Origin of the sequence: Mesorhizobium sp. M0152 (assembly GCF_040322415.1) — a bacterium.
Lineage (GTDB): Bacteria > Pseudomonadota > Alphaproteobacteria > Rhizobiales > Rhizobiaceae > Mesorhizobium.
The window spans coordinates 1-23,813 of sequence record NZ_JAMYTH010000036.1 but is presented as its reverse complement, the minus strand read 5'-3'; the positions used below and the strand labels follow the sequence as shown (position 1 = coordinate 23,813).

The following is a 23,813-nucleotide window of genomic DNA, read 5'->3' as shown; positions in this document are numbered from 1 at the left end:
TCGGACCCGCATCCAATATCTTCTCCCGGCACTCGTCGGCGGCCTCTTCTTGGCTCGACAACGATCAAACCCGGACGCGTCAATGTCTGGGCACGATAACTGGTGTCATCATCCTGGCGGTCGGCATTTCGGCAGCCGTTGGGCGGAAGGACCGGTGTACGTCCCCGCCGCAAGGCATCTGTTGTGGTCCGACATCCCGAACGATCGGCTGCTGCGCTACGACGAAGGCGATGGTTCCGTCACCGTCTTCGAGACCCATTGTAACTACCAGAACGGCCACACACTCGACCGCGAAGGCCGCGTCGTGCTTGCGAGCATGGCGGGCGCTGTGTCTCCCGGCTCGAGCATGACGGGCGTTGGCAGACGCTTGTCGAAACCGTTGCAGGCAAGCGGTTCAATTCACCCAATGACGTGGTGGTCAAATCCGACGGCACGATCTGGTTCACCGACCCGGTCTACGGCATCGAAAGCCACTACGAGGGCAAGATCGCCAAAGCGGAGATCGGTGGCTCGCATGTCTACCGGTTTGATGAGCTTTCGGGCGAGCTGAGCGCCGTTGTCACCGACATGGTGCAGCCGAACGGCCTGGCTTTTTCGCCCGACGAGACGGTCCTCTATGTTTCGGACAGCGGCGCCAGCCACGTGCCCGGCCTGGCGCGCGCGATCAAGGCCTATGACCTTGCCGCCGATGGTCGGTTGGCGCGCGCAGGCGGCATCTTCGCCGAGTGCGGGGCAGGCCTCTTCGATGGTTTTCGCGTCGATCGCGACGGCAACATCTGGGCCTCCAGCGCCGACTCGGTGCGCGTCCATGCACCGGACGGAACCCTGATCGGCCGTATCCTGGTTCCCGAGCTCGTTTCCAGTGTCTGTTTCGGCGGTCCTAAGCGCAACCGCCTCTACATCACCGCACAGGCATCCCTCTACGCCATTTACATCAACGCACATCCGGCCGGGGTTGGTCCGGTGGCGGGCGACATCAGCCAGTGACATGCCGCCATCCAATCGAAAGCCGAGTTCGGAAAGACCATGCAATTTCTTGAACCAAGGGAGGTACCAACATGCAACGCAGAACATTCCTAAAATCATCCGTCGCCTTGATGGCGATAGCGATCGCTGCTCCAACCCTGTTCTCCCTCCGGGCCAAAGGGACTCTGTCTTGCACGTCAAGCACTTCACAACGCAGGCCCGGCCTAGTATCACAGTTGCATTTTAGTTCTCAGATGAGCTCGTCGAGCGGCCGCCTGATGGGCGCGCCTCCAGCATGACCATGCGATGACGTAGGCGGGGCTTATGCGACGCTGGGCGAGTCTGGTGGCGATGCGCCGGACTTCCTGGATAGACCAGCGGTTCAAATCCTGATGGTCGGCATCCGCGGTCTATTTTGGGGCGTCGCGTCATTGGCGCGGTATCGGATCACCGCCATCATGGCGAAGGCGAGCATGACGAGGGAGGCGTGGCGATGCCAGCCATGCCATGACCGGGTTTCGTTGTGATCGAGTCCGAGCTCGTTCTTGGCGGTCTCGAAGCTGTCTTCGATCGCCCAGCGATGGCCTTCCCCGGAAACGAGCGTCTGGATGCCCGTCCCGGCCGGGCACCATGTGGTGAAGAATGCGAGATCGCCGTCGCTGATATTGCGCCGGATCAGGAGGCCACGGGTCCAAAGCCCCGATTTCGTCTCGTTATATTCGTCGGCATCGAGATCGGCGAGTTCGCAGTAGGCCCAGTCATGAAGCCGCGCGCCTTTGGTGCCCTCACCGGCGGAAAGACGCTGCCATGCACTTGGATCGAGATCACGGGCGATCTCCTGAGCTGTGCCGGCGAGCGGAGGCTTCCCCGACCAAGAGCCGAAATGGTGGTCCGACTTGACCCCAAGAACGTAGCCTTTGCAGGCTCGCCGCAGGGTTCCTTCGACGTCCCCGACGCCATACACCGCATCTGCGGCCACCCATGAAAACGGCACATCGGCTGCCAGCGCACGCCGTATCATATCGACAGCCAAGCCTGGCTTGGTAGCGAAGGCTATAGCCTCAGGAACATGGGTTGCTGCAAGCCTTACCGGATCTCCGGTCCAGCTTTTGGGCAAGTACAGGGCCCGATCGATAAAGGCATGACCGCGAGCGGACACATAGGCGGAGAACACACCGATCTGGCAGTTCGTTATCTTGCCTGCCGAACCTGTATATTGACGCGCAACACCGCACGATGTCTTGCCCTGCTTGAGGAAGCCCGTCTCATCGATGACCAGGACCGCATCATCTGTGGCGAGGTTTTCTACAACATACTCTCGCACGATGTCGCGAAGTCCGTCCGCGTCCCAACGCCCGCGACCCAGAATGGCTTGTTGCCGCCACGGGCCGGGATCACCGGCCGCCTCCGCGCGCATCCAACCTGTCTTACGCCGCTCGTCACCCAGCAAGCCGTCCAGGAAAAGGTTCGCAGATGCTGCAACTCGCTCTTGCGTAAACAGTCCGCGCATACGCGCTTTCACGTCACGCAGCGATGATGCCCAAAGCTCAAGCGTAGTTTCGATTGATGCACCTGTCATCCATGACCTCCGAATCATGGAGACCCATAGATTCAGACCATAGATAAATATGCAACTGTAACGCTAGGAATGAGCGGGACCTTGGGTCGTTCGACTTCGTGAACCGTCGGCAGCGCAGCATGGTCCAACTCGGGACGTGGTGGGCACTTGGAGGTGGGGTCCATTCGCATCTTGTAATGAAATCGCCGGCTTTCCGGTTGGCACACCCGTTGCAGAGTTGTTTTCGAGGACATTTCGACAAATGGGAGAAACGCATGAATCGCTGGAGCAAGCTGGTCGACGTCAGCCGCCGTCAATGTCTAAGGGGAGGAGGGGGGAGTTCCTGCGTGCAATATCTGTTCGTCGGTGCCACAATGGTTTTGGCGTTACTGCCTCCGGTCGCCCGGGCCCAGGATATCGAGGGAGGCAAGGCGGTCTTCAAAAAGTGCGCCGCCTGCCACAGCGCTGATACCGGAGCAAACAGAGTCGGGCCATCCTTGAAAGGCGTCGTGGGCCGGACAGCGGGGACCGTCCTTGGCTATTCTTATTCGAAAGCCATGAAGGATGTGGGCGCTGCGGGCCTGGTATGGGATGAGCCGAACCTGATGCAATATCTGGCAGATCCCAAGGCGAAAGTGCCGGCGAACAAAATGGGGTTCCCTGGCCTCAAGAATCCCGACGACGCCAAAAACGTCATCGCCTATCTCAAGAGTGTGTCAGGTTAGAAACCTTTGGCCTTTGCGTGTCGAGAACAACGCAAAGAAGGGAGCGATCGTGTGTCACTCCGTGAAACCTGTTTTGAAAGCCGACTGTTCTGCCGGGCAGATTGGCGAAGCTATCCCGTTCGAGACGGCGGTAGCCAAAGCCATCGCGCTCGCCAAACCTGTTCGATATAGGGAAACAGTCTCGCTCGTCGGTGCATTAGGGACGGGTTTGCGCCGCCGATATATGCTCGCCTATTTCGCTGCCTGCGTTCGATAATTCGGCCATGGACGGGTTTGCCGTTCGAACGGCGGATTTCGACGGGGAAGGGCCTTGGACATTTCGTCTGGCTGAACGGGTGGTCGCCGGCGATGTGCGCGCTCTTGAGAACCTCGACCCACGAACTGCACTCAGGATATTCACGGGAGCACCCGTCCCGGGGGCTTGATGCCGTGGTCATGCAAGAGCGCTGCGAGCGAATTAGCGATACCGTCACGATGGACAAGCGGCCCCGTCGTGGTCGTCACATCCGTTTTGCTGGCGAGGACGTCAGCGCCGGCACGGAACTGGTACGGCGGGGCAAGGGCCTGTCCGCCAGGGATCTAACCTTGTTGGCAGCGGTGGGGATCGTCAACGTTCAGGTGCTTCGAAAGATCCGGATAGGACTGCTCTCCACCGGAACCGATTTAAAAGAACCGGGCGAGCCCCTCGAATACGGTCAGATTTACAATTCCAATCAGATCATGCTGAGCTCGTTGCTGGCGGGTTGTCCTTGGGCGGAGATCGTCGACTTCGGCATGGTCCCTGACAGCCTGGGTCTCCTCACAGACGTTGTCGCTCGCGCCGCCACGTCCTGTGATGCCCTGGTAACCACAGGCGGGGTCTCGGCAGGCGAGGAAGACCATGCGGTGGTGGCTGTTCAGGCCCATGGTGCCGACCTTGGCGTCCTCAATGTCGCGATGCGGCCGGGCAAGCCGCTGAAGGTCGGAAGGATCAGGAAAACAGTCTTTGCAGGGTTGCCAGGCAATCCCAACGCGGCGCTGATAGCCTTCCGGCAGATTGTCCTGCCTGCCTTGCGAAGGCTGGCTGGCCTCGCGGAGACCCAGCCGCAATGGTTTTCGGCGGTGGCTGGCTTCAACTGCAAAAAGCGGCAAGGCCGAACCGAGTTTGTGCCCGTCCGCATATCCGGCCGCACCGAAATGGGTGAACCTGTGCTGGAGATGCCTGAACGTGGAACCTCGGCCAATTTGACGGCCGTTGCGTTGGCCGACGGCATCGCACTCCTGCCGCCTAAGGCCGCCGAAATCACAAACAGCATGCCGCTACGCTACGAACCGTTTGGGACCTAGACATTATGACCGTGGTGTGATTGGCGGCCCCACCCTTAGTCTTTGCAGCTGTATAGCAAACGGGGTTGCTCGGGAGTGCCGAGCCGAGCCCCAGCAAAGGAAGGACAGGCAAGAAGCATTCTCGCCTCTATTTCTGCTACGACCCGATCGGCTACGGGCTCGCCAGTTGGCGGTCACCGCTGCGATGTCGTAGCACCCTCGCTGATTCCCAAGCGCCCGGGCGAGCGCTTCAAGACGAACACCGGCGCGATGCGGTCAGCCTGGCGCGACTTTCGGGCGGGGAACTGAAGGGATCTGGGTTCCCGACGCGGTGCATGAAGCGGTGCGCGATCTGGTGCGCGTGCGGGTGGGGCGAGGATCTGCGCGAGAAGCGCCAGCAGCTTTTATCGTTCCTGCTGCGCCCTGGCCGAGTTTTTAGCGGACGCAAGAATTGGCGCCCAGTACATGCCCGCTGGCTGGCGGCGCAGAAATTCGACCATCCGGCCCAGTAGATCGTGTGAGTGTGCGACCGGTAATTTCTCTGGGGTCAGGCGGCGCGTAGAAGAGGCGTTTTGGGCTTGAATATTGGAGGCACGTTCAGTTCTGGATGTCGGAAAGGCGCCCGCAGCCGGTTGCGAAGTTCGCCATTGATCTCCGCCGCCCGGACCTGACAAGTGGTCAATGCCTGCCGCTGCAACCGCACCAGCATGGTCATCGCGAATGTGTGCCACAGGTGATGCAAAGTTCCCGTCACACCGGTCCCCCGGAACGCCTCTGCAAAAACCGCCGTCAATCGTGTCTTGCTGACCGCGTTTCCCTGAAGATTGAGGAGGAGCGCCGACGGCGGCCGATAATCCGGCCGCTGGCGCCGCAACGCCCGGACCTGCGGCATGCGAACCTCGTTGATATAGGATTGCATGCGGTCGACCAGGCGGATCGGCGGGTAGATCGTGCGCGGCTTGTCACCCTTGGTAATTGTCAGGGGCACGCCGATCAGAGGATGATTCTCTTCGTCGAGATGCGGTCTCCGTAGAGCGGATCACGAGCAACTTCTGACATGGCCCGTGTACCCACATCTTCATCAGCCGTCCGTTAACTTTACGGTGCCTTCCGGTGCCAGGAGCACTGCAACGCTTCGTTTCGATCTTCTCACGGCTCTTCGCAATCTCTTCGTCCTGCCCCGCTCAAAATGCTCCGCTCTGGCTACCCATATTCACCGCCTGCAATGGCGCAATGGAAAGCCGTGGCCATGGTCAGCTGACATCAGCGGCCGCAGATCTCAACGCGTTCATCTGTAACAAAGTGACATCGCCCGATGGACAGTTTGGCGTGCGTGGCGCCTCACCCCTTGGTCACTCTGCGTTGCAGAGCCGCCCCACCACGCGGTAGCGGCGTCTCGTTGGCCAATCTCGGAAGCGCGTTCTTCGACAGGAAATCATTGATCGCTTCGCCAAGGAGCGCTTGCAGCGTGCTATCTCGTTCTAGCGCAAGACGCTTCAGCGCCTTCACAACTTCAGGGTCGAAATGACCGGAAATTTGGCGCCGCCCGCTTCGGGACGGAGGCTTGTTTGCGACCATACATCACCACCGAAAGAAGAACTCCCGGGAGCTCTACATAAAAGAGGAACATAAGTAATCAAGGTGTTGATCTGTCGACATTTCAACACTTCAACATTTATGAATTTACTATGGTGTTGCACAACAGAACTTGACGTGGGCGCAGACATAAAGGAATGTTTGTGCAAGCACTGATCAAAGGGCCGCATGCCACTCACTGAGGCGGTCAGCCGCGCGAATAAGAACGACTGGCGCGATGCACGCACTGCTTTGGGAGGGCGTACTCATCAAGGTCAGCTGCGCGATCGACGCCGGTTCGGAATCCCGGACGCGCGCGGCGAACGTGATCTGCTGGATGGTCGCGGCACGTCATGACGGAGGAAGAGCACGACGCCGGGCTCCGCAACTATAATCAAGCTTTCGGCATCGACGTCAACGACCCCGAGGCTGCCAAGGTCGCCCGCGAACTCCCCGATCCCGGAGGGCGTGAAGATGGCCGCCTGATCGAACTGCCCGGAGGGGCGAACGGCGTTCGCCCCCTCGCTCCTACCGCTTTTTCGCATGATGATGGAGTTGATGATGCTCACGAGCACGAAGATGTTCCTGATGATGTCCCAAGAGGTTGACTATGGGGCGTTGGTCCGTGGCGCGGACGCGGCGTCGGCGATCGAACGGCACTATGCCGAAATGGATGCATGGTGTCCGCCGCAAGACCCAGAACTGAACGAGGAGTTTGCTGTCACCCTCTATGAGATCCCAAGACACGCAGAAGGGGAGGTCGCCGCCCTTGTCGACAAGCTGTCGGCCGGTGACTATACGGCCGCAGCCGCCCATCTAGTCGCGCGATATCCCGACATCACCTCCACCATCGTCAACGTCATCTATACCTATGCGGAAGGGGCGAAAGCTACAGAACTCAAGCCTATGCCGGACCTCTTCGAGCGCCTCCGCTAGGGCAATCGCGGCCTCGTCCATATCGATTTGCGTCGTAGAACGGCCAAGGCTTAAGCGGATCGATTCCTCGGCGGCCACAGCACCAATCCCCATCGCGATCAGCACGTAGTATGGCTCGGACGTTCCCGGCGGGTGCAAGTTTTGTCTGGTCAGAGAATTTGCCAGAGTGGTGGCAACCTCATGCGGCAGCGAGGCTTTCGAACTGCTCGGAGAGAGACGGGTTCGGATTGAAGGCGTACCGCGCCTGTCGTTTGCGCATCATGTGGACCATCTCGATGCCGGACAGGGTTACCGCGGCGGGGTGTGCATCGATGAAACCGAGCATCGGCCGCACCCGGCGCTTGATCCGCCGATGATCCTGCTCGATGCGGTGATTGCGGTATTGGCTTTGGCGGATGCGGATCGGCTTCGACCGGCGCCGGGAGCAATCCTGCAATCGACTTGTGGCATCGCAGGAAACAATGGCTTCCCGGTTGGTCTGACTGCCGTCGATGACGATGTGATCGGGACGGCCATGGCGTGCCAACGCTTTTGTGAAGAAACGCTTGGCGGCCGGCAAATCCCGGTATTCACTGAACCAGAACTCGATGCTGTCGATGGCGCGATAGAGGTACATCCATCGCCCGCGGACCTTGATGTAAGGTGAGCGCTGTCCCGGCGCCACCTTTCGCGCGTGGTCGTGAGCCACGATGCTCGGAGCCTTTGAGGGCTTCGACACATGACGATTTCAGAGCTTACGCTTAAGTCCAGGGACGAGGAGCCGGTTCGACGGCTTGAGATATTCACGGGTTCTGGACGGCGGCGCGAATGGTTGCCGGAGGAGAAGGCGCGGATCGTGGCGGAAAGCTACGATGCTGGCGAGACCGTGAGCGCGGTGGCTCGGCGACATGCATTGTCCCCGCAGCAGCTGTTCGCCTGGCGCCGGTCCGCGCGGGTGCCGTTGGCGAATGCGCCGGCACCGGAGCCGTTGTTTGTTCCAGCAGTGGTCGCGGCACAGGAGCCCGAACCGGCGGGGAAGCGCGCGAGATCGACACGGAAGCGGAAGGCCGCGCAAGAAGCCGGCGTGATCGAGCTGGAGATTGACGGCGTCGCCATGCGGGTCGGTCGTGGCGCCGACGCCAGGACGGTGGCGGCGGTGATCCGTGCGCTGAAGGCGCCGTCGTGATCGGGCCGACGAGTGTGGTCAAGGTGATGGTCGCGACGAAGCCGGTGGACTTCCGCAAGGGGGCCGAGGGCCTGGCGGCGCTGGTGCGCGAGACGATGGGCGCCGATCCGTTCTCTGGCGCGGTCTACGTCTTCAGGGCCAAGCGCGCCGACCGGGTCAAGCTGGTGTACTTCGATGGCACCGGCGTGTGCCTGCTGGCGAAGCGTCTGGAGGACGGGAGTTCTGCTGGCCTGCCATCACCGATGGCGTGGTGAGGTTGTCGGCGGCGCAATTGCAGGCGCTCCTGGAAGGGTTGGATTGGCGGCGCGTGCATGACGCCCGCGAGACGCGCGCGCCGGTCGCGGCAAGTTGATTCCATGGGCGGCCAGAGACGCTGGCAAAGCATTGGAATGCATGATTGAATCGGCCTTGTGAGCAACCCGGCCGAGCCTCAGACCAACGATCCGATCGCGCTTCAGGCGATGCTCGCGGCGGAGCGCGCCGAGAACGAGCGGCTGCGCCAGATCATCAGGAACTGCAGCGCCACCGCTTCGGCCGCAGGGCAGAGAGCCTGCCGGTCGACCAGCTGCTGCTGGGCCTGGAAGAGGCCGAGCAGGTCGAGGCGGAGGGCTTCGCCGCAGAGGACACCGCCGATCCCGCCAAGCGCGAGGCTCGCGCCAGCAAGCGCCGCACCAACCGCGGTGCACTGCCCGCGCACCTGCTGCGTATCGAGCAGGTCATCGACATTCCCGACAAGATCTGCCCGTGCTGCAAGGGAATGCTGCACGTCATGGGCGAGGATCGCTCCGAGCGCCTCGACATCGTGCCGGCCCAATTCCGTGTCATCGTCACGCGCCGACCGAAGTATGCCTGCCGGAGCTGCGAGGAGGTCGTGGTGCAGGCGCCCGCAGCGGAGCGCCTCGTCGAGGGGGGCATCCCGACCGAAGCGACCGTCGCCCACGTGCTGGTGTCGAAGTATGCCGACCATCTTCCCCTGTATCGCCAGGCGCAGATCTATGCCCGGCAGGGCGTGAACCTGGATCGGTCCACGCTCGCCGACTGGGTCGGCAAGGCAGCCTTCCTGCTACGGCCGATCCACGAGCGGCTGTTCGAGCGGCTGAAGGCGTCCGGCAAGCTCTTCGCCGACGAGACCACGGCGCCGGTGCTCGATCCCGGGCGCGGCCGCACCAAGACGGGCCAGCTGTTCGCCTATGCGCGCGACGACCGCCCCTGGGGCGGGATCGATCCGCCCGGTGTCGCCTATCTCTATGCGCCCGACCGCAAGGCCGAACAGCCACTCCGGCACCTTCAGGGCTTCGTCGGAATCCTGCAAGTCGACGGCTACGCCGGATACCGGGCGCTGGCCGAGCGCAATGCCGTGAGCCTGGCGTTCTGCTGGGCGCATGTCCGTCGCCGGTTCTACGAACTGGCCCAGTCCGGACCCGCGCCGATCGCCACGGAGGCGCTCCAGCGCATCGCCGAGCTCTACAGGATTGAGAGCGAGATACGGGGACGCTCGCCCGAAGAGCGGCGCACCGCCGGCCAGGAGAGAAGCCGCCCCGTCATCGATACCCTCCAGCCATGGCTGCGCGAGAAGCTCACCCTGGTCAGCCAGAAGAGCAAGCTCGCCGAAGCAATCCGCTACCCGCTCCCGCGCTGGGCCGGACTTGGTCGCTTCCTCGACGACGGCCGCGTCGAGATCGACTCCAACGTCGTCGAACGCTCGATCAGGCCAATCGCCCTCAATCGGAAGAATGCGCTCTTCGCCGGTTCCGACGGCGGTGGCGAGCACTGGGCGACCATCGCCTCGCTCGTAGAAACCGCGAAACTCAACGGCGTCGACCCGTACGCCTACCTCGCCGACGTCATCACCCGCATCGTCGCAGGCCATCCGCAAAGCCAGCTCGACGACCTGCTGCCCTGGGCCTATGCCCCCGCGCCGCTCAAGGCCGTGGCCTGAGAACAGCGGTTACGATGTAAGTCTCGTCCGCATCCCATTTGCCGATCACGGAGCGCTTGCGCCGGTAAAGCGTTCCATCAGCAGCGGCGCGAAATGAACGACCCAGCGATGGATCGTCGAATGACCGACACTAATGCCACGCCCGCCATCATTTCTCGAAGATCGCGTAGGCTCAGTCCGTAGGCCAGACACCCGCGAATGCAGAGCAAGATCACGGATTGGTCGAAATGGCGGCCTTTGAACATCTCAACTCTTCGGGGAACACCGGAGCCCAATGCCGTGCGCTTGGTTACCAAGAACTTTGCAACACATTCCTCTCAGGCGGGTTTTCGCTGACGTAAACCGACGTACCGAGCTGCCGACCACGTGGTGTCTCGATCCCGAGCAAACAATACTGTCGACCAAATTGTCACCTATCGAACAGAAGCGAAACGGTACCCAGCCAGCAGAAGCGCGACGCAAAGGTGCGCCGGCCCGAATTGAGTATCAGCGCAGCTACGTCCTCAAGATGGTACGTCGCTTGCACGGTCAATTTTGGGAAGCCGTTGTGACGGTCTCTCCAGACCCAACGGAGATGACGATGGCAATTGGTCCAGAATTACTGAATTGCTCGGCGCGACTGAAGATTTCGGCTAAGAGCTGCAGGCGCAGCGTGCCGAGGCAGGGGGGTAACGATGTCGCAAGCTGAGGTAGAACGATTCGTCGACGATCTGGCGAAAGACGGTAATCTGCTCGAAAAGGTAAAACCGAATGCTACGGGTCTCGCATCGATTGTGGCTATAGCAAAGAGCCACGGCTACAATTTCACGCTCGATGAGGCTAAGAGTTACATTCAATCGCGAAGCCCACGCGAGTTAACCGACAAGCAACTCGATGCGATTTTCGGCGGCAAGCATGATCCCAACGTTGCGACCTCGACCAAGGTTGCGCAGACCGCTGTGGTCGTTACCACCGCTGTGGAGGCAGCGGAAGCAGCTACGACTGTCGCAGAGGCAGCCGAAGCCGTTGTAGTCGTCGCTGCGGTCCTGATCTAACCGCTCACTTTAGAGTCTGAGCGCATCCACCCGTGCTCGATGAGACGTGTGAAGAAAACTTAAAATCAGGCCACTCGCGAGAAGCGATCGTGGGATCGCTTTTGGCAGCTGGCCTGCGAAACGCCGCATCAAGAGGCCGTCCGTAACGTCATGACGCACGCTGCAACCGAACACTACCGACAGATCTTTGACCGACGCACTCCCGGACAACTTCGTACGCTAGCACACATCAAGCGCTTCATGGAGCGCCTGGTCGGCGACATGGCGTTCCGCACCGCGCTTTCGGAGAACGGCGACAACCCTCGAACGGTCACTGAGCGCTACGGCATCGAAGTTGACCCGATGGAGATGCTGCCGCTCTGGCGCAATAGCTACCTGAAATACCGCTTCGAGCCGGAATGTGCGTCGTGGCCGCTGGCTGTGATGTGGGACGAGTATATGCGCGAGATGTTGCGCCATCGCGACATGCTGCGCGCCGAGGGCGAAATGTCGATGGTCAACCCCCGCTTCCATGCGTGGCGAGAGCGCCAAATCCGCCGCTGCAACGGCGAATTGGGCGGATCGGCACCGTCGGTCACGCACCCGGTCATCGCTTTCGAGCTGAGTGAAGGCTGCACCGTCGGTTGCTGGTTCTGCGGCCTATCGGCCGACCGGTTCAAGGGCTATTATGAGTATAGCGAGGAGCATGCCGAGCTTTGGCGCGGCGTGGTCGGTGTCGCGAGCGAGATGTTTGGTTCGGCAGCCCGCACTGGTTTCTGCTACTGGGCCACAGATCCGATCGATAATCCGGATTACGACCGCTTTCTGTTCGACTACTATGAAATTACGGGCGCATTGCCACAAACGACCACGGCCGCCCCGCTCAAGGATCAGGCACTCACCAGGCGCGTGCTCGAACTGTTCAAACGCTACCGTGGCGTGACGAATCGTTTCTCCGTGCTAAGCACGAACCACCTCAATCAGATTCACGCGGCTTTTTCGCCCGAGGACCTGATGGGGGTCGAACTCATCCTGCAGGGCAAGGAGGCGCTGACCGCAAAGGCTTTCGCCGGGCGCGCGCGCGCGCGAAAGGAAAAACTCAGGGCAGCCAACAACGACGATGCAATTGAGTTGCTCGAGCGCGATCACACGACGATCGCCTGTGTTTCCGGCTTCCTCGTAAATATGCGGCAAGGACGTTTACAACTGGTGACGCCGGTACCGGGTAGCGAACGCTGGCCTCTCGGTTACCGCATCGTCGACGAACGTTTCTTCAGCACGCCCGACGAGTTCCGGGAAGGGCTGCAGTGCATCATCGACGAGCATATGTTCGAAAGCCCACCTGCGAACCTGCCGATCCGCTTCCGCGGAGATCTGCAATACGAGGCAGGGAACCGGCACTTCCATCTCCGCTCACGCAACATTGAACACCGGATAGATGATGATGTCGCTCCGATCTCCGTTGGCGATCTCATCGCGTGCGGCGACTGCACATCGTCGGAGTTGGTCTTGCGCGTCATAGCTGACGGAGCGAGCGCCCTTGCAGTCGCCGATCTGCTCGATCAGTTATACGCGGCCGGGGTGATCGAAGAGGACCTCGACGACAGCTTCGCCGGGCAGACCAGCGAGAGGACGACGAGCCGCATCGAAGCGGGCAAATACGCGGCCTCCCGCACGGGCGTCGACCATGCCGATGCGACCTGAGATACTGGGCTACGTCCGTCTAAAGGACGTACGGCATCTTACCTATCCGGCAGTGTGGACTGCGGTGACAAGCCATTTCGCAGCCACGGTCCGCAGCGTCGCGGCGCGCACAACCGACGTGACAGCAGGACTTGCCTTGGCCGTGCCAGGCTCTTCCGGGCAGTTCGAATTCCTTTCGGTCTACGTCCTGCCTATGTTCCGCCGAACGGGCTTTGGCAGTTCCATGCTGGACGCGATCGAAGGGGAGTTCCGCGGTCTCGGCTTCAGGCTAGGCTCATTTCCTGCGCGTCCGCGAGCACAAGCAGGACGCCGCATGCTTTTTCGTGAAGAACGACTGGACCCGACCCATGGTCAACAAATTGGTCTGCCACACGACCGTGCCGCTCACGTTTGAGACGCCATGGCTTGTCGAGGCGCGCTTGCCGGCCCGCTACCGCATCGTCGGCCGGCGGTCGCTTGGCGCCGACCAGCGAGCGATGATCCGGGATTTCGACGAGCCCGGCGTGAATGACGACGTCTATCCGGTCATCTACGAGGAGGAAAGTGACCCGTACATGAGCCTGGCGCTGGTTGATGCCGAGGGCGGAGCGGTCCGTGGCTGGGCGATCCACCCAACGGCTCCACTCCGACACATTGCGCTGGACCTGCTCGTTCATCCGCGCCAGTCTTCAGGCAATGGACTTGATACGGCCAATGTGGCTCGAAATAGCGCGCCTCCGGTGCGCTTTTCCCGAACTGGTCAACAGCACGTTCACCGTTCCGGTCATGGAGCCGCGCATGGCTTGCTTGCACTCCATCGCATGAAACCACGGCTGAGCCAGCTCAGCCCATGCCTGGATCAAAATGAAAAGAGTGGCATGACATGAGCGCCGATGTGCCGATCGTCTTGGTCAACATGCCGATGTCGGCAATTGAACGGCCGTCATTGGCGCTTGGTCTGCTGAAGTCAGCGCTGACCCGGGCCGGACTGCGATCCAGGATAGCGTATGCCAACATCTGGTTCCTGGAATACGTCGGCCTCGCCGACCATAATCTGCTTGAGAGTTCTCTCCCTGAGGATGCGCTTGTTGACTGGCTGTTCGCAGGCATCGCTTTTCCCGACTACGAAGCAGACCACGACGTCTTCCTCGACCGGTATTTCGAGCGCAATCCGATACACAACGGTTTGGCCGAGCGTCGTGCCCATCTCCTCGAGCTGCGCTCGCTCATCGGCGGCTTCATCGACTGGACAGCCGACAAGATACTGGAGCAAGGGCCGGCCATGGTTGGGTGCACCTCGACTTTCGCCCAGCATGTTCCCTCACTCGCGTTGCTGCGCCGACTGAGCGGTCGCTCACCGGCCCTAGTGACTCTCATGGGTGGCGCAAACTGCGAATCGGTCATGGGGCGTACCACTCACGCGCGTTTCCCGTGGGTTGACTACGTTGTGTCGGGCGAGGCTGACGGACTGCTCGGCGCGCTGTGTTGCGACATCCTCAATCACGGAAGAGCCATTCCGCCGGCTGACCTGCCATTCGGCGTTTTCGGCCCAGGGCATCGCGAGGCCGGCTATCCCGCTACGTCGATGGGCGACCTGGTGCCCCGCGCAGTGGTCGAAAACATGCATGACCTGCCGCTACCCGATTTCTCTGACTATTTTGCCGAACTCGGACGATCGCTCTACGCCGACCGCGTCTATCCGGGGCTGCCGATGGAGTTCTCTCGCGGCTGCTGGTGGGGGCAGCGCAGCCCCTGCACGTTCTGCGGGCTGAACGGCGGATCGATTACCTATCGCCAGAAACCGGCCGGGCAGGCCGCAGAGGAGATGATAGAGATGTCGGCGCGCTACGGCTCGTCGCGCATCGAAGCGGTGGACAACATTCTAGCCATTGACTACCTCGAAAAGACCCTGCCTCGCCTCACCGCCCTACCCGACAAGCTTGCGATCTTCTTCGAAGTCAAAGCCAATCTGAAACGCCATGAAGTCGAGAAGTTGGCTGCCGCGGGCGTCCGCTGGATCCAGCCAGGTATCGAGAGCTTGGATACCCGTGCTTTGAAGCTGATGGGCAAGGGAACGACGTCAGCGCACAATGTTCAGCTCTTGAAATGGTGCCGCCAGTATGGCGTGCGGGTCAGTTGGAGCATGCTGTGGGGCTTCCCCGGCGAGAGCGACGCCTGGTATGCGGAAATAGCCTCCTGGCTGCCGTTGCTGCATCATCTCCAGCCAGGACGTGCGGTTCGGTTGCGCTACCAGCGCTACAGCCTCTATCATCGCGCAGCCGACAAACATAGGCTGAAGCTGCGCCCAGCCGTCTCTTTTCGCTACGTCTATCCGCTCTCGGAGGCCGATCTCGCGAATCTGGTTTACTACTTCGACGACAGTGAAGACAACGATGTCGGCGGCCATTTCGCTGCGCGCGCCGCGAACCGTCGTCCGGGGCTGCATGCCGTTACCCAGGGTATCGATTCATGGCTGAAAGCCTGGAACGAGCCGAAGCTGCCGATGCTGTCGATGCGCGACAGCGGCGACGAGATAACGGTCGAGGACACGCGCGCCATAGCAGTGGACCGTGAACACCGGGTCAAAGGCCTGGCGCGCGAAATTCTTTTAGCTGCTGACGAAGGCATGCCAGACGCCCGCCTGCGCGAACGGCTGAGCACGCCGAATGTGATGCAGACCGAGATTAACGGGGCGATAGCCGACATGATCGCTCGCAAGCTGGTCGTGCGGCTGGATGCGCGGCTGGTTGGGCTCCCGCTCTGGAATCCATATACGCCAATGCCCGCGCCGACCGCGTTTCCGGGAGGCTATTTCGACCGACGTGTCAGGCCTGTGAGTGCCGCCACGTGAATGAGGACAGCTGCGATTGCATATCCGCAGGGCGACAGCCCGTTGGTGTTCTCAGCTGCTTGGGGAGAGAAAATGCTGAACCCTGTGACGACGAGCGCAGAGAGCCCACGTGCCCTTCGTGATCCTGAGCATTTGAACCAAGCGATCCAACTCACATCGCGGTCGACGTGGATTCTGTTTGTTGCGCTCGCGCTTTGCGTAAGTGGCGCGGTGGCTTGGGGGTTTGTTGGCCGGCTCGCCTTCCATGCCAAGGGTCAAGGCGTTATTCTGCTCGATCGTAGCGTCGTTGCCGACGTGGTAGCCCGGACAGGGGGCACAGTCGCGCAAATTCACGTCAAACCCGGGGACACGGTCACCCGCCGCGATCTTCTGGTCACGGTTAAGCTCGACGAGGTCGCGGAGCGCCTTGAGCAGGCGCGGATCGCTGTCCAAGCGCAACGCGGGGAGTCTGAAAATTACGATAAGACTTCCCATGCAGATGTGGAGCGGCGCAGGCAGACTCTCCACCAAGAGATTTCATCGCTGAAGGCCAGCCTTGCGGATGCAGAGAAGAACCGCCAGATGATTCAAGGCCTGTACGAGGCCTTTGTGACGGAAGTGAAGCGCGGTTTTGCCACCCGCATCCAGGAACAGCTTGAGTTCGGCCGCCTCATCGACGTGCAGCGCTCCATCCGTCAAATGACCGACCAGATTCAGAAGTTACAGACTGAGGAGATCGAATTCGAAGACTTGGTTCATCGCAGCCGAACCGAACTGCGCATAAAGGTGATCGATGCGGAAGCCAGCTACCGTGATCTACAGGTGCAGTTCGAGGTCGGCTCCGCGATCCGCAGCCCGGTCGACGGCACGGTCAGTGAGATCACAACCTACCCCAATGCGACGGTTGCCGCTGGAATCAACCTGATCACGGTCGAATCCAGTACTTTGGAGAGACGCATGATCGTTCACGCCTACTTGCCGATCGACCAAGGCAAGCGCGTGGTTGCGGGCATGCATGCACTTATCAGTCCTTCGTCCATCGATGAACAAATCTACGGGTCGATCAAGGGCCAGGTCAGCCAAGTGAGCCTGCTGCCGGTGTCCCGGGGCGACCTGCTGGCCGTTCTCGGTAACGAGGCGCTCGTCGACACCTTGATGGGCGCTGGCGCTCCGGTGCGCATCGAGATCGAGCTTGAGGCAGATCCGGATACAACGGACGGCTTACACTGGACATCTGCCGCCCGTCCACTGACAGAGGTGACGCCCGGCACGACCGCCGCCGTCAATATTGTAGTGGACCGCGTCACCCCTCTCTCTCTTGTGCTGCCCATCGTGCGGACATGGGCGCATCTGTGACCAGCCGTGAGTTCACCCTGCGGCTGCGGCGGGCTGTCGCCACGCCAACAGTGTTGCAGATGGAGGCGGACTGCGGCGCTGCGGCGCTGTCCATGGTCCTGGGGTATTTCCACCGTTTTGTCCCGTTGGACGAACTGCGCCAAGCCTGCGGCGTCTCGCGTGACGGCGCGCGCGCCAGCAATATAGTCAAGGCCGCGCGGGACTATGGCCTAGAGGCGCGCGGGCAGCAGCTCCCGATTGAAGCGCTCAACTCCCTTGCGCTGCCATTCATCGCCCACTGGTCGGCCGACCACTTCGTCGTCGTCGAAGGCCGGTTAGGTCGCGGTATCCGGATCAACGATCCGGCCCTCGGCCGACGCATCGTCGGTCACCAAGAATTCTACGAAAACTATTCGGGCGTCGCGCTAGAGTTCAAGCGCGGATCCAATTTCAAACCAGGCGGCTACAGGCAGGGTATGCTGCGGACCCTGTTCGGCTGGACATCTGGGTCAAGAGCCGCGCTCGTAGTGATGGCGGCCACAACCGTCATGCTTGCGCTGCCGTCGATTCTGCTCCCTGCGCTCATCAAAGTGTTCGTCGACGAGGTCCTAGTACGCCGATTCGACACCTGGCTGTTTCCCATCATCGTGGCGCTGCTGTTTGGAGTCGCACTGGAGGCCACTGTCACTTGGCTGCAACAGCGCGTGCTGATGCGTCTACAGCTGAAATTGGCAGTGATGATCGGTGCGCGCTTCCTGTGGCACGTCCTGCGCCTCCCGCTGCTGTTCCTTACGCAGAGCCAGCACGGCGACATCGTCAGTCGCGCCCACTCGGCCAATCAGCTTGCCATTCTGGTTTCCGGTCCCCTGCCGACAGCGGCCACCCAGTTGGCAATGGTGATTGTCTATGCAGGTGTGATGGCGGCCTACAGCCTCCCACTCACCATCGTCTCGATTTTGCTGGTGGCCTGCAACGTCGCTGCTGTCGCACTTGTGCGCCGCAGATTGAAGGACGGCAACATGGTCATCCTCAATATCAGTGCAAAAATAGCCGCCGCCGCGATGTCCGGCCTTCAGTCGATCGAGACCATTAAGGCCATGGGCTCCGAGTCGGATTTCTTCCGTATTTGGTCGGGCTACCAGGCGCACGCGGTGAACCAGTTCCAGTCGCGCGAACGCATTTCCCTGTCGCTGGGGGCGGCGCCGACCCTGCTCGGGCAGATCATGACGGCAATGGTTCTCTGCTTCGGCGCGGTCCTGATCATCTGGGGCGAGATGACCATAGGTGGTCTACTGGCGTTCCAGATGCTGCTCGGCAGCTTCATGAGTCCCTTGCAGCAGATCGTCAACCTCAGCCTTCAGCTTCAGGAGGCAAAGGGCCACTGGGCGCGGCTCGAGGACGTCCTTGCGGCGAAGAGCGATCCGCTTATCGAGGGGCATCCGGCGAAGGCGGCAGCACCGGTTGCGGAACCGCCCCGACAACTCTCCGGGCGAGTCGAGATAGCTGACCTAAGTTTTGCCTACGGCGCCTTCGACTTGCCCGTACTGCACGACATCAACCTAAAGGTCGAGCCGGGGCAGCGCGTCGCCTTCGTGGGTGGCAGCGGGAGCGGCAAGTCGACCCTGGTTCATCTTCTGCTCGGTCTCTACCCCCCGCGCTCGGGAAGCGTGCTCTACGATAACTACCCGGTTGCCGAGGTGCCCCGCGACGTCTTCACCTCGAACGTCGCTTGGGTGGATCAGGACATCCGCCTGTTCGAGAGCACAATTCAAGACAACCTCGCCTTGTTCAATCGTGCTACCGCCCCGCGTTCGATCGTGCGCGGGGCGCGGGACGCTTGTATTCACGAAACGATCCTGGGACGTCCCGGCGGATATGAGGGCATGCTGAGCGAGGGGGGCACCAATCTGAGCGGTGGCCAGCGCCAGCGCCTCGAGATTGCCCGCGCCCTGGCCCGCAACCCAACGATTCTCGTGCTGGACGAGGCGACTGCCGCGCTGGATGCCGTCACCGAAGCGCAGATCGACCATAACATGCGGCTGAGGGGCATGACATGCTTTATTGTTGCCCAGCGGCTCAGTACCATTCGTGACTGCGATCAGATCTTCGTGTTCGAGAATGGCACCATCGTGGAACGAGGCACGCATGAAAAGCTCAAGGCGGCCAACGGCGTCTATGCCGCCCTTGTGAGGGCTGGATGAACATCGTCGACGTCCTCCTCAATAATAGCGCCAAACTCAATGCGATCATTACGCTGAGCTGGAAGGCACCTGGATCGACGCTCGCATCGGCGCTGGGCATTGCCGGACAGCGCCGGATTGTGGGCGGAAACAACACGCTCGATGTCACGACAGTGGACCGGATATGGCTCGTGCTTTCGGGATCCGTCGAAATATTTCTTGTGGACAGATACGGTCGGTACCCGTTTCTGTCAGTCGAGGCGGGTGGGCTAATCGATTCCCTGCCGGCCGGCGATGAGTTCCGCTTCATTGGCGTGCCATCAGCCGACACTGAGATCGTCGAGACGACGCGCAAGGCGCTGTGGGAGCTTGCGTCTAACGTGGAGGCCCGGCCGGCGCTCGAACAAGCCCGGAACGGCTGGCTTGCGTTGCTGGCCCCATGGCAGGCCAGGCCATCTAGCCAAGACCCAGGCTTGGCACTTGCCGAAAGAGCCGTAAGGGCGGCTATCGCCAGCCGTGCAGGGGAACTTGCCCAAAACTCCGCGGCGCATGAAGCGTCACGTCTCGCGGCGGAAGGCGATTTCGCCACGGAGTTGGGCAACCTCGTTGATCTGATAAGCATCAAAACTGCGGTCGAAGGCAGTGAGGAAACCGAGACGATCGGCACGATCGCCGCTCGCGTGGCACGTGCGCTCGGCCATCCGGCGCTGCCGCGGCGTCGCAATAAGATTACGCCACCCCCGCTGGCCCGGGCCATCGACGAGATCGCTCGGGACAACCACCTACAGTATCGGGAACTGATCTTGGAGGGCCGTTGGTGGGAAGGCGACCTCGGCCCACTGCTAGCGACCGTGGGACCCGAATCCGCACCCTGCGCGCTGATCCGCTCCGGCAATCGCTACCTGTGTTACGGCCGTGGCGCCCCGCAGGCAGTGGATGCCAAGACCGGCGCAACGATCAACCGCACCGCCTACGCCTTCTACATCCCGCTTCCTGACGGCATGCTAACCGGTTGGCGCCTCCTGCGCTTCGGCCTGCATAACTGCCGTGCCGACGTGCTCGCCATCATCGCTACGATGGTTCTGACCGGCCTTTTCTCACTCGCCTCCCCGATGACCCTCGGCTGGCTGCTGGACCCCATCATTCCAGATGCCGAACTCGACCAAGTCGGCGTGATCAGCGGCCTGCTGCTGTTGTTAGCGCTCGGCATGACCAGCACAAATCTCGTGGAGTCGCTGAGCGGCCTGAGATTGGAGGCGCGCGCGGACAACCGCATCCAGGCCGCTGTGTGGATCAAGCTCCTCAACCTGCCGGTGCCATTCTTCCGCGGCTTCACGGCGGGCGACCTCGCCAGTCGCGCCGATAGCATCAACGTCACCCGCAAGCTGATCAGCCGATCAATCATGACGGTCTTCTCGGGCGCTGTGTCGATGATCTTCAGTGTCGGCCTGATGCTCTACTTCGAATGGCGCGTGACCTTGCTACTGGTGCTCGTCTCGGTGCTGTTCGCCGGCGTTGCCTATCTGATCGGCAAGAGCATCCTGAGCTACAATTTCGAATCGCTCGAGCTGTCGGGAAAGCAGCAGGGCACTGTCCTGCAGCTGCTGGGCGCTATCGCGAAGTTGCGGGTGGCCGGCGCCGAGCGCGAGGCGTTCCTCGTTTGGCTCCGCACCTACCGGCGCACGGTGACCCTCAGCCTGCGGCAGAGCATCCTGAGCAATTGTCTCTCTATTCTGCGATCTGGCTTCGGACCGCTGCTGACCGTGGTCGTGCTGGTTGTTCTGGGTGCGCACAGCGGAAACCTGTTCGCCTTCTTCCGCTCGACCAACGACCCGCGTCCCTATACGCCGCTGATGTCGGTCGCCGAGTTTGCGAGCTTTAACGTTGCTCTTGGCCAGTTCGTCAGCGCAGTCATGTCGCTGACCCGCGCGTCGCTGTTCATCGTCATACTGCAAGCCTACTTCCAGCGTGTCCGTCCGATCCTCGAGGCGAAGGAGGAACGGATCGGTCAGGGCAGCCAGTTCTCGCGGGTGAGCGGCGAGATCGAGCTGCGCGACGTGCGTTTCCGTTATGCGCCGGACGCGCCGCTTGTTCTGAAGGGCCTGTCGATGCGCATCCCGGCCGAGCGGTTTGTCGCCTTGGTCGGCTCATCCGGCGCTGGCAAGTCGTCCATCATCCGACTCTTGCTGGGCTTCGACGTTCCCGAGTCGGGCAATATTTATCTCGACGGTACCGACCTCCGCTTTGTCGATCTCCGGGATATGCGGCGTCAATACGGCGTCGTGCTGCAAAACGGCCGCCTGCTAGCAGGCTCAATCTACGACAACATTGCAGCCGGCCTCCCGCTTTCCGAAGACGAGGCGATGGAAGCACTGCGTATTGCCGCCCTCGATGATGTGGTCAAGGATCTCCCCATGGGGCTACACACCGCCATCGCCGAGGGCGGCATGACATTCTCCGGAGGCCAGCGCCAGCGGCTGTTGATTGCGCGCGCCGTTACACGCAAACCGCGCGTCGTGATCATGGACGAGGCCACCAGCGCGCTCGACAATGTCACGCAGCGTCGCGTCATGGACAATCTGCGCAGCCTCCGGTGCACCCGGGTCGCCATCGCTCAGCGGATGTCAACCCTGGAGTCCGCCGACCTGATCTACGTTATCAATGACGGCCGCATAGCTGAAAGCGGCAGCTATCTCGAGCTGTTGCAGAAGGGGCGGATTTTCAAGCGGCTCGCACAACGCCAGCTTCTCTAAAAGGGGCCGGAACAAGAACTGTTCCCAGCAACACCCGGCCATTATGGTTCTGTCGCAAACTTTTCGGAAAGGTCATTTGCTGCATAACGCTTGCTCTTTTTTCCGGGTTTTGTCATGTACAAAGGCCGCCATTTTGATCGATCCGTGATCCTACTGTGGGTTCGCTGGTATCTTGCCTACAATCTCAGCCTGCGTGATCTGGAAGAGATGATGGCCGAGCGCGGCATTCACGTCGACCATTCCACTGTCCACCGCTGGGTCGTGCACTTCTCGCTTGAGCTGCTGGACCGATTCAACCGGCGCAAGCGGAGCGTCACTGGAAAAGTACGCCTCCGGCGGAGGCCGCCTTGCGGGAGGATGGCATGGTAGCGAGGCTGCGCTCTTAAGGTCGTCCTTACCAGCGTAGTTAGCAGCACAGCATGAGCCATGTGACGTTGTTGACCGGGCCGGAGCGGCGGCGTCGTTGGAGTGAAGAGGATCAGTGCCGGATACTGGCGGCGGCATTCGCGCCCTTGTCCACGGTGGCGGCGGTAGCGCGTCAGTACGATGTCGCGACCAGTCTGACCTATAAGTGACGCCGCACGCTGAGAGCCCGCGAAACGGGCTTTGCCGAAGTTATCGTGGTTCCCGATGAGCCTGTCGCCGCTTCGGTGCCGGCGGCGCCCCCAGCGGTGATCGAGCTGGAGATCCCGGCAAGGTGCGTCTGCGGATTCCGCTGACCACGCCGCCGACACTGGCGGCGGCGAGGGTGAGGGCGCTGGGCGTTTCATGATCCCGGGTGCGTCGAGCGACGCGCGAGTTGCGGGTAACGTTCCGCGGCGGCCGAGACCGCAAGTTTAAGGCGCTGGGTGACGTTCGAACGCGCCATGCATCTTCCGCCTCGGTTGCGCGAGCACAAGAAACGACTCGCTCTACGCCAAGCCGCATGACCACCACTCCGGCAGCGGGCGTGCCTTGGATTCCGAACTGCAATCTATCCAGCGGGTTTACTTGGATACGCCCCCTAACCGCGGGCATCATCCACGCCGTGACTGCCCATCGTAAGCGATCATGCACGTGGCTGAGCGTAGATCTCAGCCTGGGCTCATCCTCGAAGCCGGCTCGATCTCGCTTCTCAATTCACATGCGCGAGTCAGCATCGGGATGGCGCTTTCAGTGGCATGTAAGGCGGTTGCGGCTCGGCAACTCGGACGCCTTTCTAGAGAGAGCAAAGCGTCGGGTCACAGACATGTTTGTCCCAAGACAAGGACGACCTTCATCGCTACAGGAACTTGCGGCTCACTGGAATGAAGATGCAGTCCGTCCCACCTTGGAAGACGTTGACGGATATCTTTGCGCCATTCGTTTTGCGAGTGAGCACAGCCTGACCATTAGTGAAAATGCCGCGGCTTCGCAAAGAGCTCCAATAACGTTGGCAGGAACGCGACTTTCCAGAATGGCAGCTTAATGCGATGCAAAGCACGACATAGTCCGGCATCAATGTCTCCGCTTGGAACCGCCGGCCTACTTGCCACGCCGGCCGGGCGCTGGTCTGGCAAGTGGGCTTTCCGTTTGCCAATGCGTTCGTTGCCGGCCCTCACGGGGCGGAGTCCCTGCGATGAGCGCCTCACCTGCGAGGCTACATGGCGGCCGTGGAGATTACCTCAGCAGCGGCGCCCGATCGGAAACCTTAGCACCTCAGCGCTTTGACGTGGCTGCTTGAACTCTTCGACGGCAACCGCCTCAATTAGCAGGTCCAAGGCTTCGCGGCCCCTTTGACTCATCGGGTCATCCCCACAAAGGTAGTCATACGCTCGATCTAAATGCACTCGGGCGGCGGAAAAATCGCTTGTCATATCATAGAACCTCTC

The 23,813-nt window shown here is 61.2% G+C and carries 19 protein-coding genes and 9 pseudogenes; 22 read left to right on the top strand and 6 right to left on the bottom strand.

The window, feature by feature from the left end:
* Positions 1 to 82: 82 nt before the first annotated feature.
* Positions 83 to 987, top strand: a pseudogene (locus NKJ26_RS26745) (SMP-30/gluconolactonase/LRE family protein).
* 361 nt (positions 988 to 1,348) lie between these two features.
* Here the strand turns inward: NKJ26_RS26745 and NKJ26_RS26740 are convergent.
* Positions 1,349 to 2,563 carry an IS701 family transposase gene (locus NKJ26_RS26740; protein ID WP_352606091.1) on the bottom strand — a complete coding sequence of 405 codons (1,215 nt, stop codon included), beginning with the start codon at positions 2,561 to 2,563 and terminating at the stop codon, positions 1,349 to 1,351.
* 236 nt (positions 2,564 to 2,799) lie between these two features.
* Here NKJ26_RS26740 and NKJ26_RS26735 point away from each other — a divergent pair, with 236 nt between their 5' ends.
* The 4 genes and pseudogenes from NKJ26_RS26735 to NKJ26_RS33640 form a co-directional block, all read left to right on the top strand.
* Positions 2,800 to 3,249: a c-type cytochrome gene (locus NKJ26_RS26735; RefSeq protein ID WP_502903204.1), complete on the top strand. Its 450-nt coding sequence runs from the start codon at positions 2,800 to 2,802 to the stop codon at positions 3,247 to 3,249.
* Positions 3,250 to 3,470: 221 nt separating this feature from the next.
* Positions 3,471 to 3,792 (top strand): annotated as a pseudogene (locus NKJ26_RS26730) (molybdopterin molybdotransferase MoeA); the annotation flags it as partial.
* 54 nt (positions 3,793 to 3,846) lie between these two features.
* Positions 3,847 to 4,575 carry a molybdopterin molybdotransferase MoeA gene (locus tag NKJ26_RS26725; protein ID WP_352606142.1) on the top strand — a complete coding sequence of 243 codons (729 nt, stop codon included), beginning with the start codon at positions 3,847 to 3,849 and terminating at the stop codon, positions 4,573 to 4,575.
* Between the two features lie 65 nt (positions 4,576 to 4,640).
* Positions 4,641 to 5,063, top strand: a pseudogene (locus tag NKJ26_RS33640) (IS110 family transposase); the annotation flags it as partial.
* A 38-nt stretch (positions 5,064 to 5,101) separates the two neighbouring features.
* On the opposite strand, the gene NKJ26_RS26720 reads toward NKJ26_RS33640, so the two are convergent.
* Positions 5,102 to 5,473, bottom strand: a complete 372-nt coding sequence (locus NKJ26_RS26720; protein WP_352606087.1) for a hypothetical protein — start codon at positions 5,471 to 5,473, stop codon at positions 5,102 to 5,104.
* A 206-nt stretch (positions 5,474 to 5,679) separates the two neighbouring features.
* Between NKJ26_RS26720 and NKJ26_RS33635 the strand changes: the two are divergent.
* Positions 5,680 to 5,815: pseudogene (locus tag NKJ26_RS33635) on the top strand (IS6 family transposase); the annotation flags it as partial.
* Positions 5,816 to 5,895: 80 nt separating this feature from the next.
* On the opposite strand, the gene NKJ26_RS26715 reads toward NKJ26_RS33635, so the two are convergent.
* Positions 5,896 to 6,132: a ribbon-helix-helix domain-containing protein gene (locus NKJ26_RS26715; RefSeq protein ID WP_352606085.1), complete on the bottom strand. Its 237-nt coding sequence runs from the start codon at positions 6,130 to 6,132 to the stop codon at positions 5,896 to 5,898.
* 350 nt (positions 6,133 to 6,482) lie between these two features.
* Between NKJ26_RS26715 and NKJ26_RS26710 the strand changes: the two genes are divergently transcribed.
* The gene (locus NKJ26_RS26710) at positions 6,483 to 6,737 is read left to right on the top strand and encodes a hypothetical protein (protein WP_352606083.1); all 255 of its coding nucleotides are present in this window, start codon (positions 6,483 to 6,485) and stop codon (positions 6,735 to 6,737) included.
* The gene (locus NKJ26_RS26705; RefSeq protein ID WP_352698262.1) at positions 6,691 to 7,065 is read left to right on the top strand and encodes a hypothetical protein; all 375 of its coding nucleotides are present in this window, start codon (positions 6,691 to 6,693) and stop codon (positions 7,063 to 7,065) included. Before NKJ26_RS26710 ends, NKJ26_RS26705 begins: the two co-directional genes overlap by 47 nt.
* 178 nt (positions 7,066 to 7,243) lie before the next feature.
* Here NKJ26_RS26705 and NKJ26_RS26700 read toward each other — a convergent pair.
* Positions 7,244 to 7,705 (bottom strand): annotated as a pseudogene (locus NKJ26_RS26700) (DDE-type integrase/transposase/recombinase); the annotation flags it as partial.
* Positions 7,706 to 7,783: 78 nt separating this feature from the next.
* On the opposite strand from NKJ26_RS26700, the gene tnpA reads away from it, so the two are divergent.
* The 3 genes and pseudogenes from tnpA (at position 7,784) to tnpC (ending at position 10,169) form a co-directional block, all read left to right on the top strand.
* On the top strand, positions 7,784 to 8,230 hold the full coding sequence (tnpA, locus tag NKJ26_RS26695) for an IS66-like element accessory protein TnpA (protein WP_352606079.1): 447 nt from the start codon (positions 7,784 to 7,786) through the stop codon (positions 8,228 to 8,230).
* A 26-nt stretch (positions 8,231 to 8,256) separates the two neighbouring features.
* Positions 8,257 to 8,582, top strand: a pseudogene (tnpB, locus tag NKJ26_RS26690) (IS66 family insertion sequence element accessory protein TnpB).
* 109 nt (positions 8,583 to 8,691) lie between these two features.
* Positions 8,692 to 10,169, top strand: a pseudogene (tnpC, locus tag NKJ26_RS26685) (IS66 family transposase).
* Positions 10,170 to 10,182: 13 nt separating this feature from the next.
* On the opposite strand, the pseudogene NKJ26_RS26680 reads toward tnpC, so the two are convergent.
* Positions 10,183 to 10,414: pseudogene (locus tag NKJ26_RS26680) on the bottom strand (IS6 family transposase); the annotation flags it as partial.
* A gap of 429 nt (positions 10,415 to 10,843) precedes the next feature.
* On the opposite strand from NKJ26_RS26680, the gene NKJ26_RS26675 reads away from it, so the two are divergent.
* The 11 genes and pseudogenes from NKJ26_RS26675 (at position 10,844) to NKJ26_RS26625 (ending at position 23,410) form a co-directional block, all read left to right on the top strand.
* Entirely contained in the window at positions 10,844 to 11,203 is a 360-nt protein-coding gene (locus NKJ26_RS26675) for a Nif11-like leader peptide family natural product precursor (RefSeq protein ID WP_352606077.1), read from the top strand.
* 150 nt (positions 11,204 to 11,353) lie between these two features.
* Positions 11,354 to 12,886 (top strand): radical SAM family RiPP maturation amino acid epimerase, encoded by a 1,533-nt coding sequence (locus NKJ26_RS26670; protein ID WP_352606075.1) that lies wholly within the window; start codon positions 11,354 to 11,356, stop codon positions 12,884 to 12,886.
* Positions 12,870 to 13,280: a GNAT family N-acetyltransferase gene (locus tag NKJ26_RS26665; protein WP_352606073.1), complete on the top strand. Its 411-nt coding sequence runs from the start codon at positions 12,870 to 12,872 to the stop codon at positions 13,278 to 13,280. Before NKJ26_RS26670 ends, NKJ26_RS26665 begins: the two co-directional genes overlap by 17 nt.
* Positions 13,234 to 13,752 carry a hypothetical protein gene (locus tag NKJ26_RS26660; protein ID WP_352698259.1) on the top strand — a complete coding sequence of 173 codons (519 nt, stop codon included), beginning with the start codon at positions 13,234 to 13,236 and terminating at the stop codon, positions 13,750 to 13,752. The genes NKJ26_RS26665 and NKJ26_RS26660 overlap by 47 nt, the downstream gene beginning before the upstream one ends.
* On the top strand, positions 13,749 to 15,716 hold the full coding sequence (locus NKJ26_RS26655) for a RiPP maturation radical SAM C-methyltransferase (RefSeq protein ID WP_352606069.1): 1,968 nt from the start codon (positions 13,749 to 13,751) through the stop codon (positions 15,714 to 15,716). The genes NKJ26_RS26660 and NKJ26_RS26655 overlap by 4 nt, the downstream gene beginning before the upstream one ends.
* 72 nt (positions 15,717 to 15,788) lie before the next feature.
* The gene (locus tag NKJ26_RS26650) at positions 15,789 to 17,051 is read left to right on the top strand and encodes an NHLP bacteriocin system secretion protein (protein ID WP_352606067.1); all 1,263 of its coding nucleotides are present in this window, start codon (positions 15,789 to 15,791) and stop codon (positions 17,049 to 17,051) included.
* Positions 17,048 to 19,231 carry an NHLP family bacteriocin export ABC transporter peptidase/permease/ATPase subunit gene (locus NKJ26_RS26645; protein ID WP_352606065.1) on the top strand — a complete coding sequence of 728 codons (2,184 nt, stop codon included), beginning with the start codon at positions 17,048 to 17,050 and terminating at the stop codon, positions 19,229 to 19,231. Before NKJ26_RS26650 ends, NKJ26_RS26645 begins: the two co-directional genes overlap by 4 nt.
* Positions 19,228 to 21,963, top strand: a complete 2,736-nt coding sequence (locus NKJ26_RS26640) for an ATP-binding cassette domain-containing protein (RefSeq protein ID WP_352698257.1) — start codon at positions 19,228 to 19,230, stop codon at positions 21,961 to 21,963. Before NKJ26_RS26645 ends, NKJ26_RS26640 begins: the two co-directional genes overlap by 4 nt.
* Positions 21,964 to 22,077: 114 nt before the next feature.
* Positions 22,078 to 22,287: pseudogene (locus NKJ26_RS26635) on the top strand (IS6 family transposase); the annotation flags it as partial.
* Between the two features lie 95 nt (positions 22,288 to 22,382).
* Positions 22,383 to 22,538, top strand: coding sequence for a transposase (locus NKJ26_RS26630; RefSeq protein ID WP_352698255.1), 156 nt, complete (start codon positions 22,383 to 22,385; stop codon positions 22,536 to 22,538).
* Between the two features lie 350 nt (positions 22,539 to 22,888).
* Complete coding sequence (locus NKJ26_RS26625; RefSeq protein ID WP_352698253.1) at positions 22,889 to 23,410, top strand: isopentenyl transferase family protein; 522 nt, start codon at positions 22,889 to 22,891, stop codon at positions 23,408 to 23,410.
* A 196-nt stretch (positions 23,411 to 23,606) separates the two neighbouring features.
* Here NKJ26_RS26625 and NKJ26_RS26620 read toward each other — a convergent pair whose 3' ends face one another.
* Positions 23,607 to 23,798, bottom strand: a complete 192-nt coding sequence (locus tag NKJ26_RS26620; RefSeq protein ID WP_023727257.1) for a hypothetical protein — start codon at positions 23,796 to 23,798, stop codon at positions 23,607 to 23,609.
* Between the last annotated feature and the right edge of the window lie 15 nt (positions 23,799 to 23,813).

Coding starts and splice junctions, on each gene's coding strand:
- NKJ26_RS26710 (WP_352606083.1), top strand. CDS start 6,483: ATGACGGAGGAAGAGCACGACGCCGGGCTCCGCAACTATAATCAAGCT.
- tnpA (WP_352606079.1), top strand. CDS start 7,784: ATGACGATTTCAGAGCTTACGCTTAAGTCCAGGGACGAGGAGCCGGTT.
- NKJ26_RS26715 (WP_352606085.1), bottom strand. CDS start 6,132: ATGGTCGCAAACAAGCCTCCGTCCCGAAGCGGGCGGCGCCAAATTTCC.
- NKJ26_RS26625 (WP_352698253.1), top strand. CDS start 22,889: ATGACCACCACTCCGGCAGCGGGCGTGCCTTGGATTCCGAACTGCAAT.
- NKJ26_RS26740 (WP_352606091.1), bottom strand. CDS start 2,563: ATGATTCGGAGGTCATGGATGACAGGTGCATCAATCGAAACTACGCTT.
- NKJ26_RS26720 (WP_352606087.1), bottom strand. CDS start 5,473: ATGCAATCCTATATCAACGAGGTTCGCATGCCGCAGGTCCGGGCGTTG.
- NKJ26_RS26655 (WP_352606069.1), top strand. CDS start 13,749: ATGAGCGCCGATGTGCCGATCGTCTTGGTCAACATGCCGATGTCGGCA.
- NKJ26_RS26620 (WP_023727257.1), bottom strand. CDS start 23,798: ATGACAAGCGATTTTTCCGCCGCCCGAGTGCATTTAGATCGAGCGTAT.
- NKJ26_RS26675 (WP_352606077.1), top strand. CDS start 10,844: ATGTCGCAAGCTGAGGTAGAACGATTCGTCGACGATCTGGCGAAAGAC.
- NKJ26_RS26650 (WP_352606067.1), top strand. CDS start 15,789: ATGCTGAACCCTGTGACGACGAGCGCAGAGAGCCCACGTGCCCTTCGT.
- NKJ26_RS26660 (WP_352698259.1), top strand. CDS start 13,234: ATGGTCAACAAATTGGTCTGCCACACGACCGTGCCGCTCACGTTTGAG.
- NKJ26_RS26735 (WP_502903204.1), top strand. CDS start 2,800: ATGAATCGCTGGAGCAAGCTGGTCGACGTCAGCCGCCGTCAATGTCTA.
- NKJ26_RS26705 (WP_352698262.1), top strand. CDS start 6,691: ATGCTCACGAGCACGAAGATGTTCCTGATGATGTCCCAAGAGGTTGAC.
- NKJ26_RS26640 (WP_352698257.1), top strand. CDS start 19,228: ATGAACATCGTCGACGTCCTCCTCAATAATAGCGCCAAACTCAATGCG.
- NKJ26_RS26630 (WP_352698255.1), top strand. CDS start 22,383: ATGAGCCATGTGACGTTGTTGACCGGGCCGGAGCGGCGGCGTCGTTGG.
- NKJ26_RS26665 (WP_352606073.1), top strand. CDS start 12,870: ATGCCGATGCGACCTGAGATACTGGGCTACGTCCGTCTAAAGGACGTA.
- NKJ26_RS26670 (WP_352606075.1), top strand. CDS start 11,354: ATGACGCACGCTGCAACCGAACACTACCGACAGATCTTTGACCGACGC.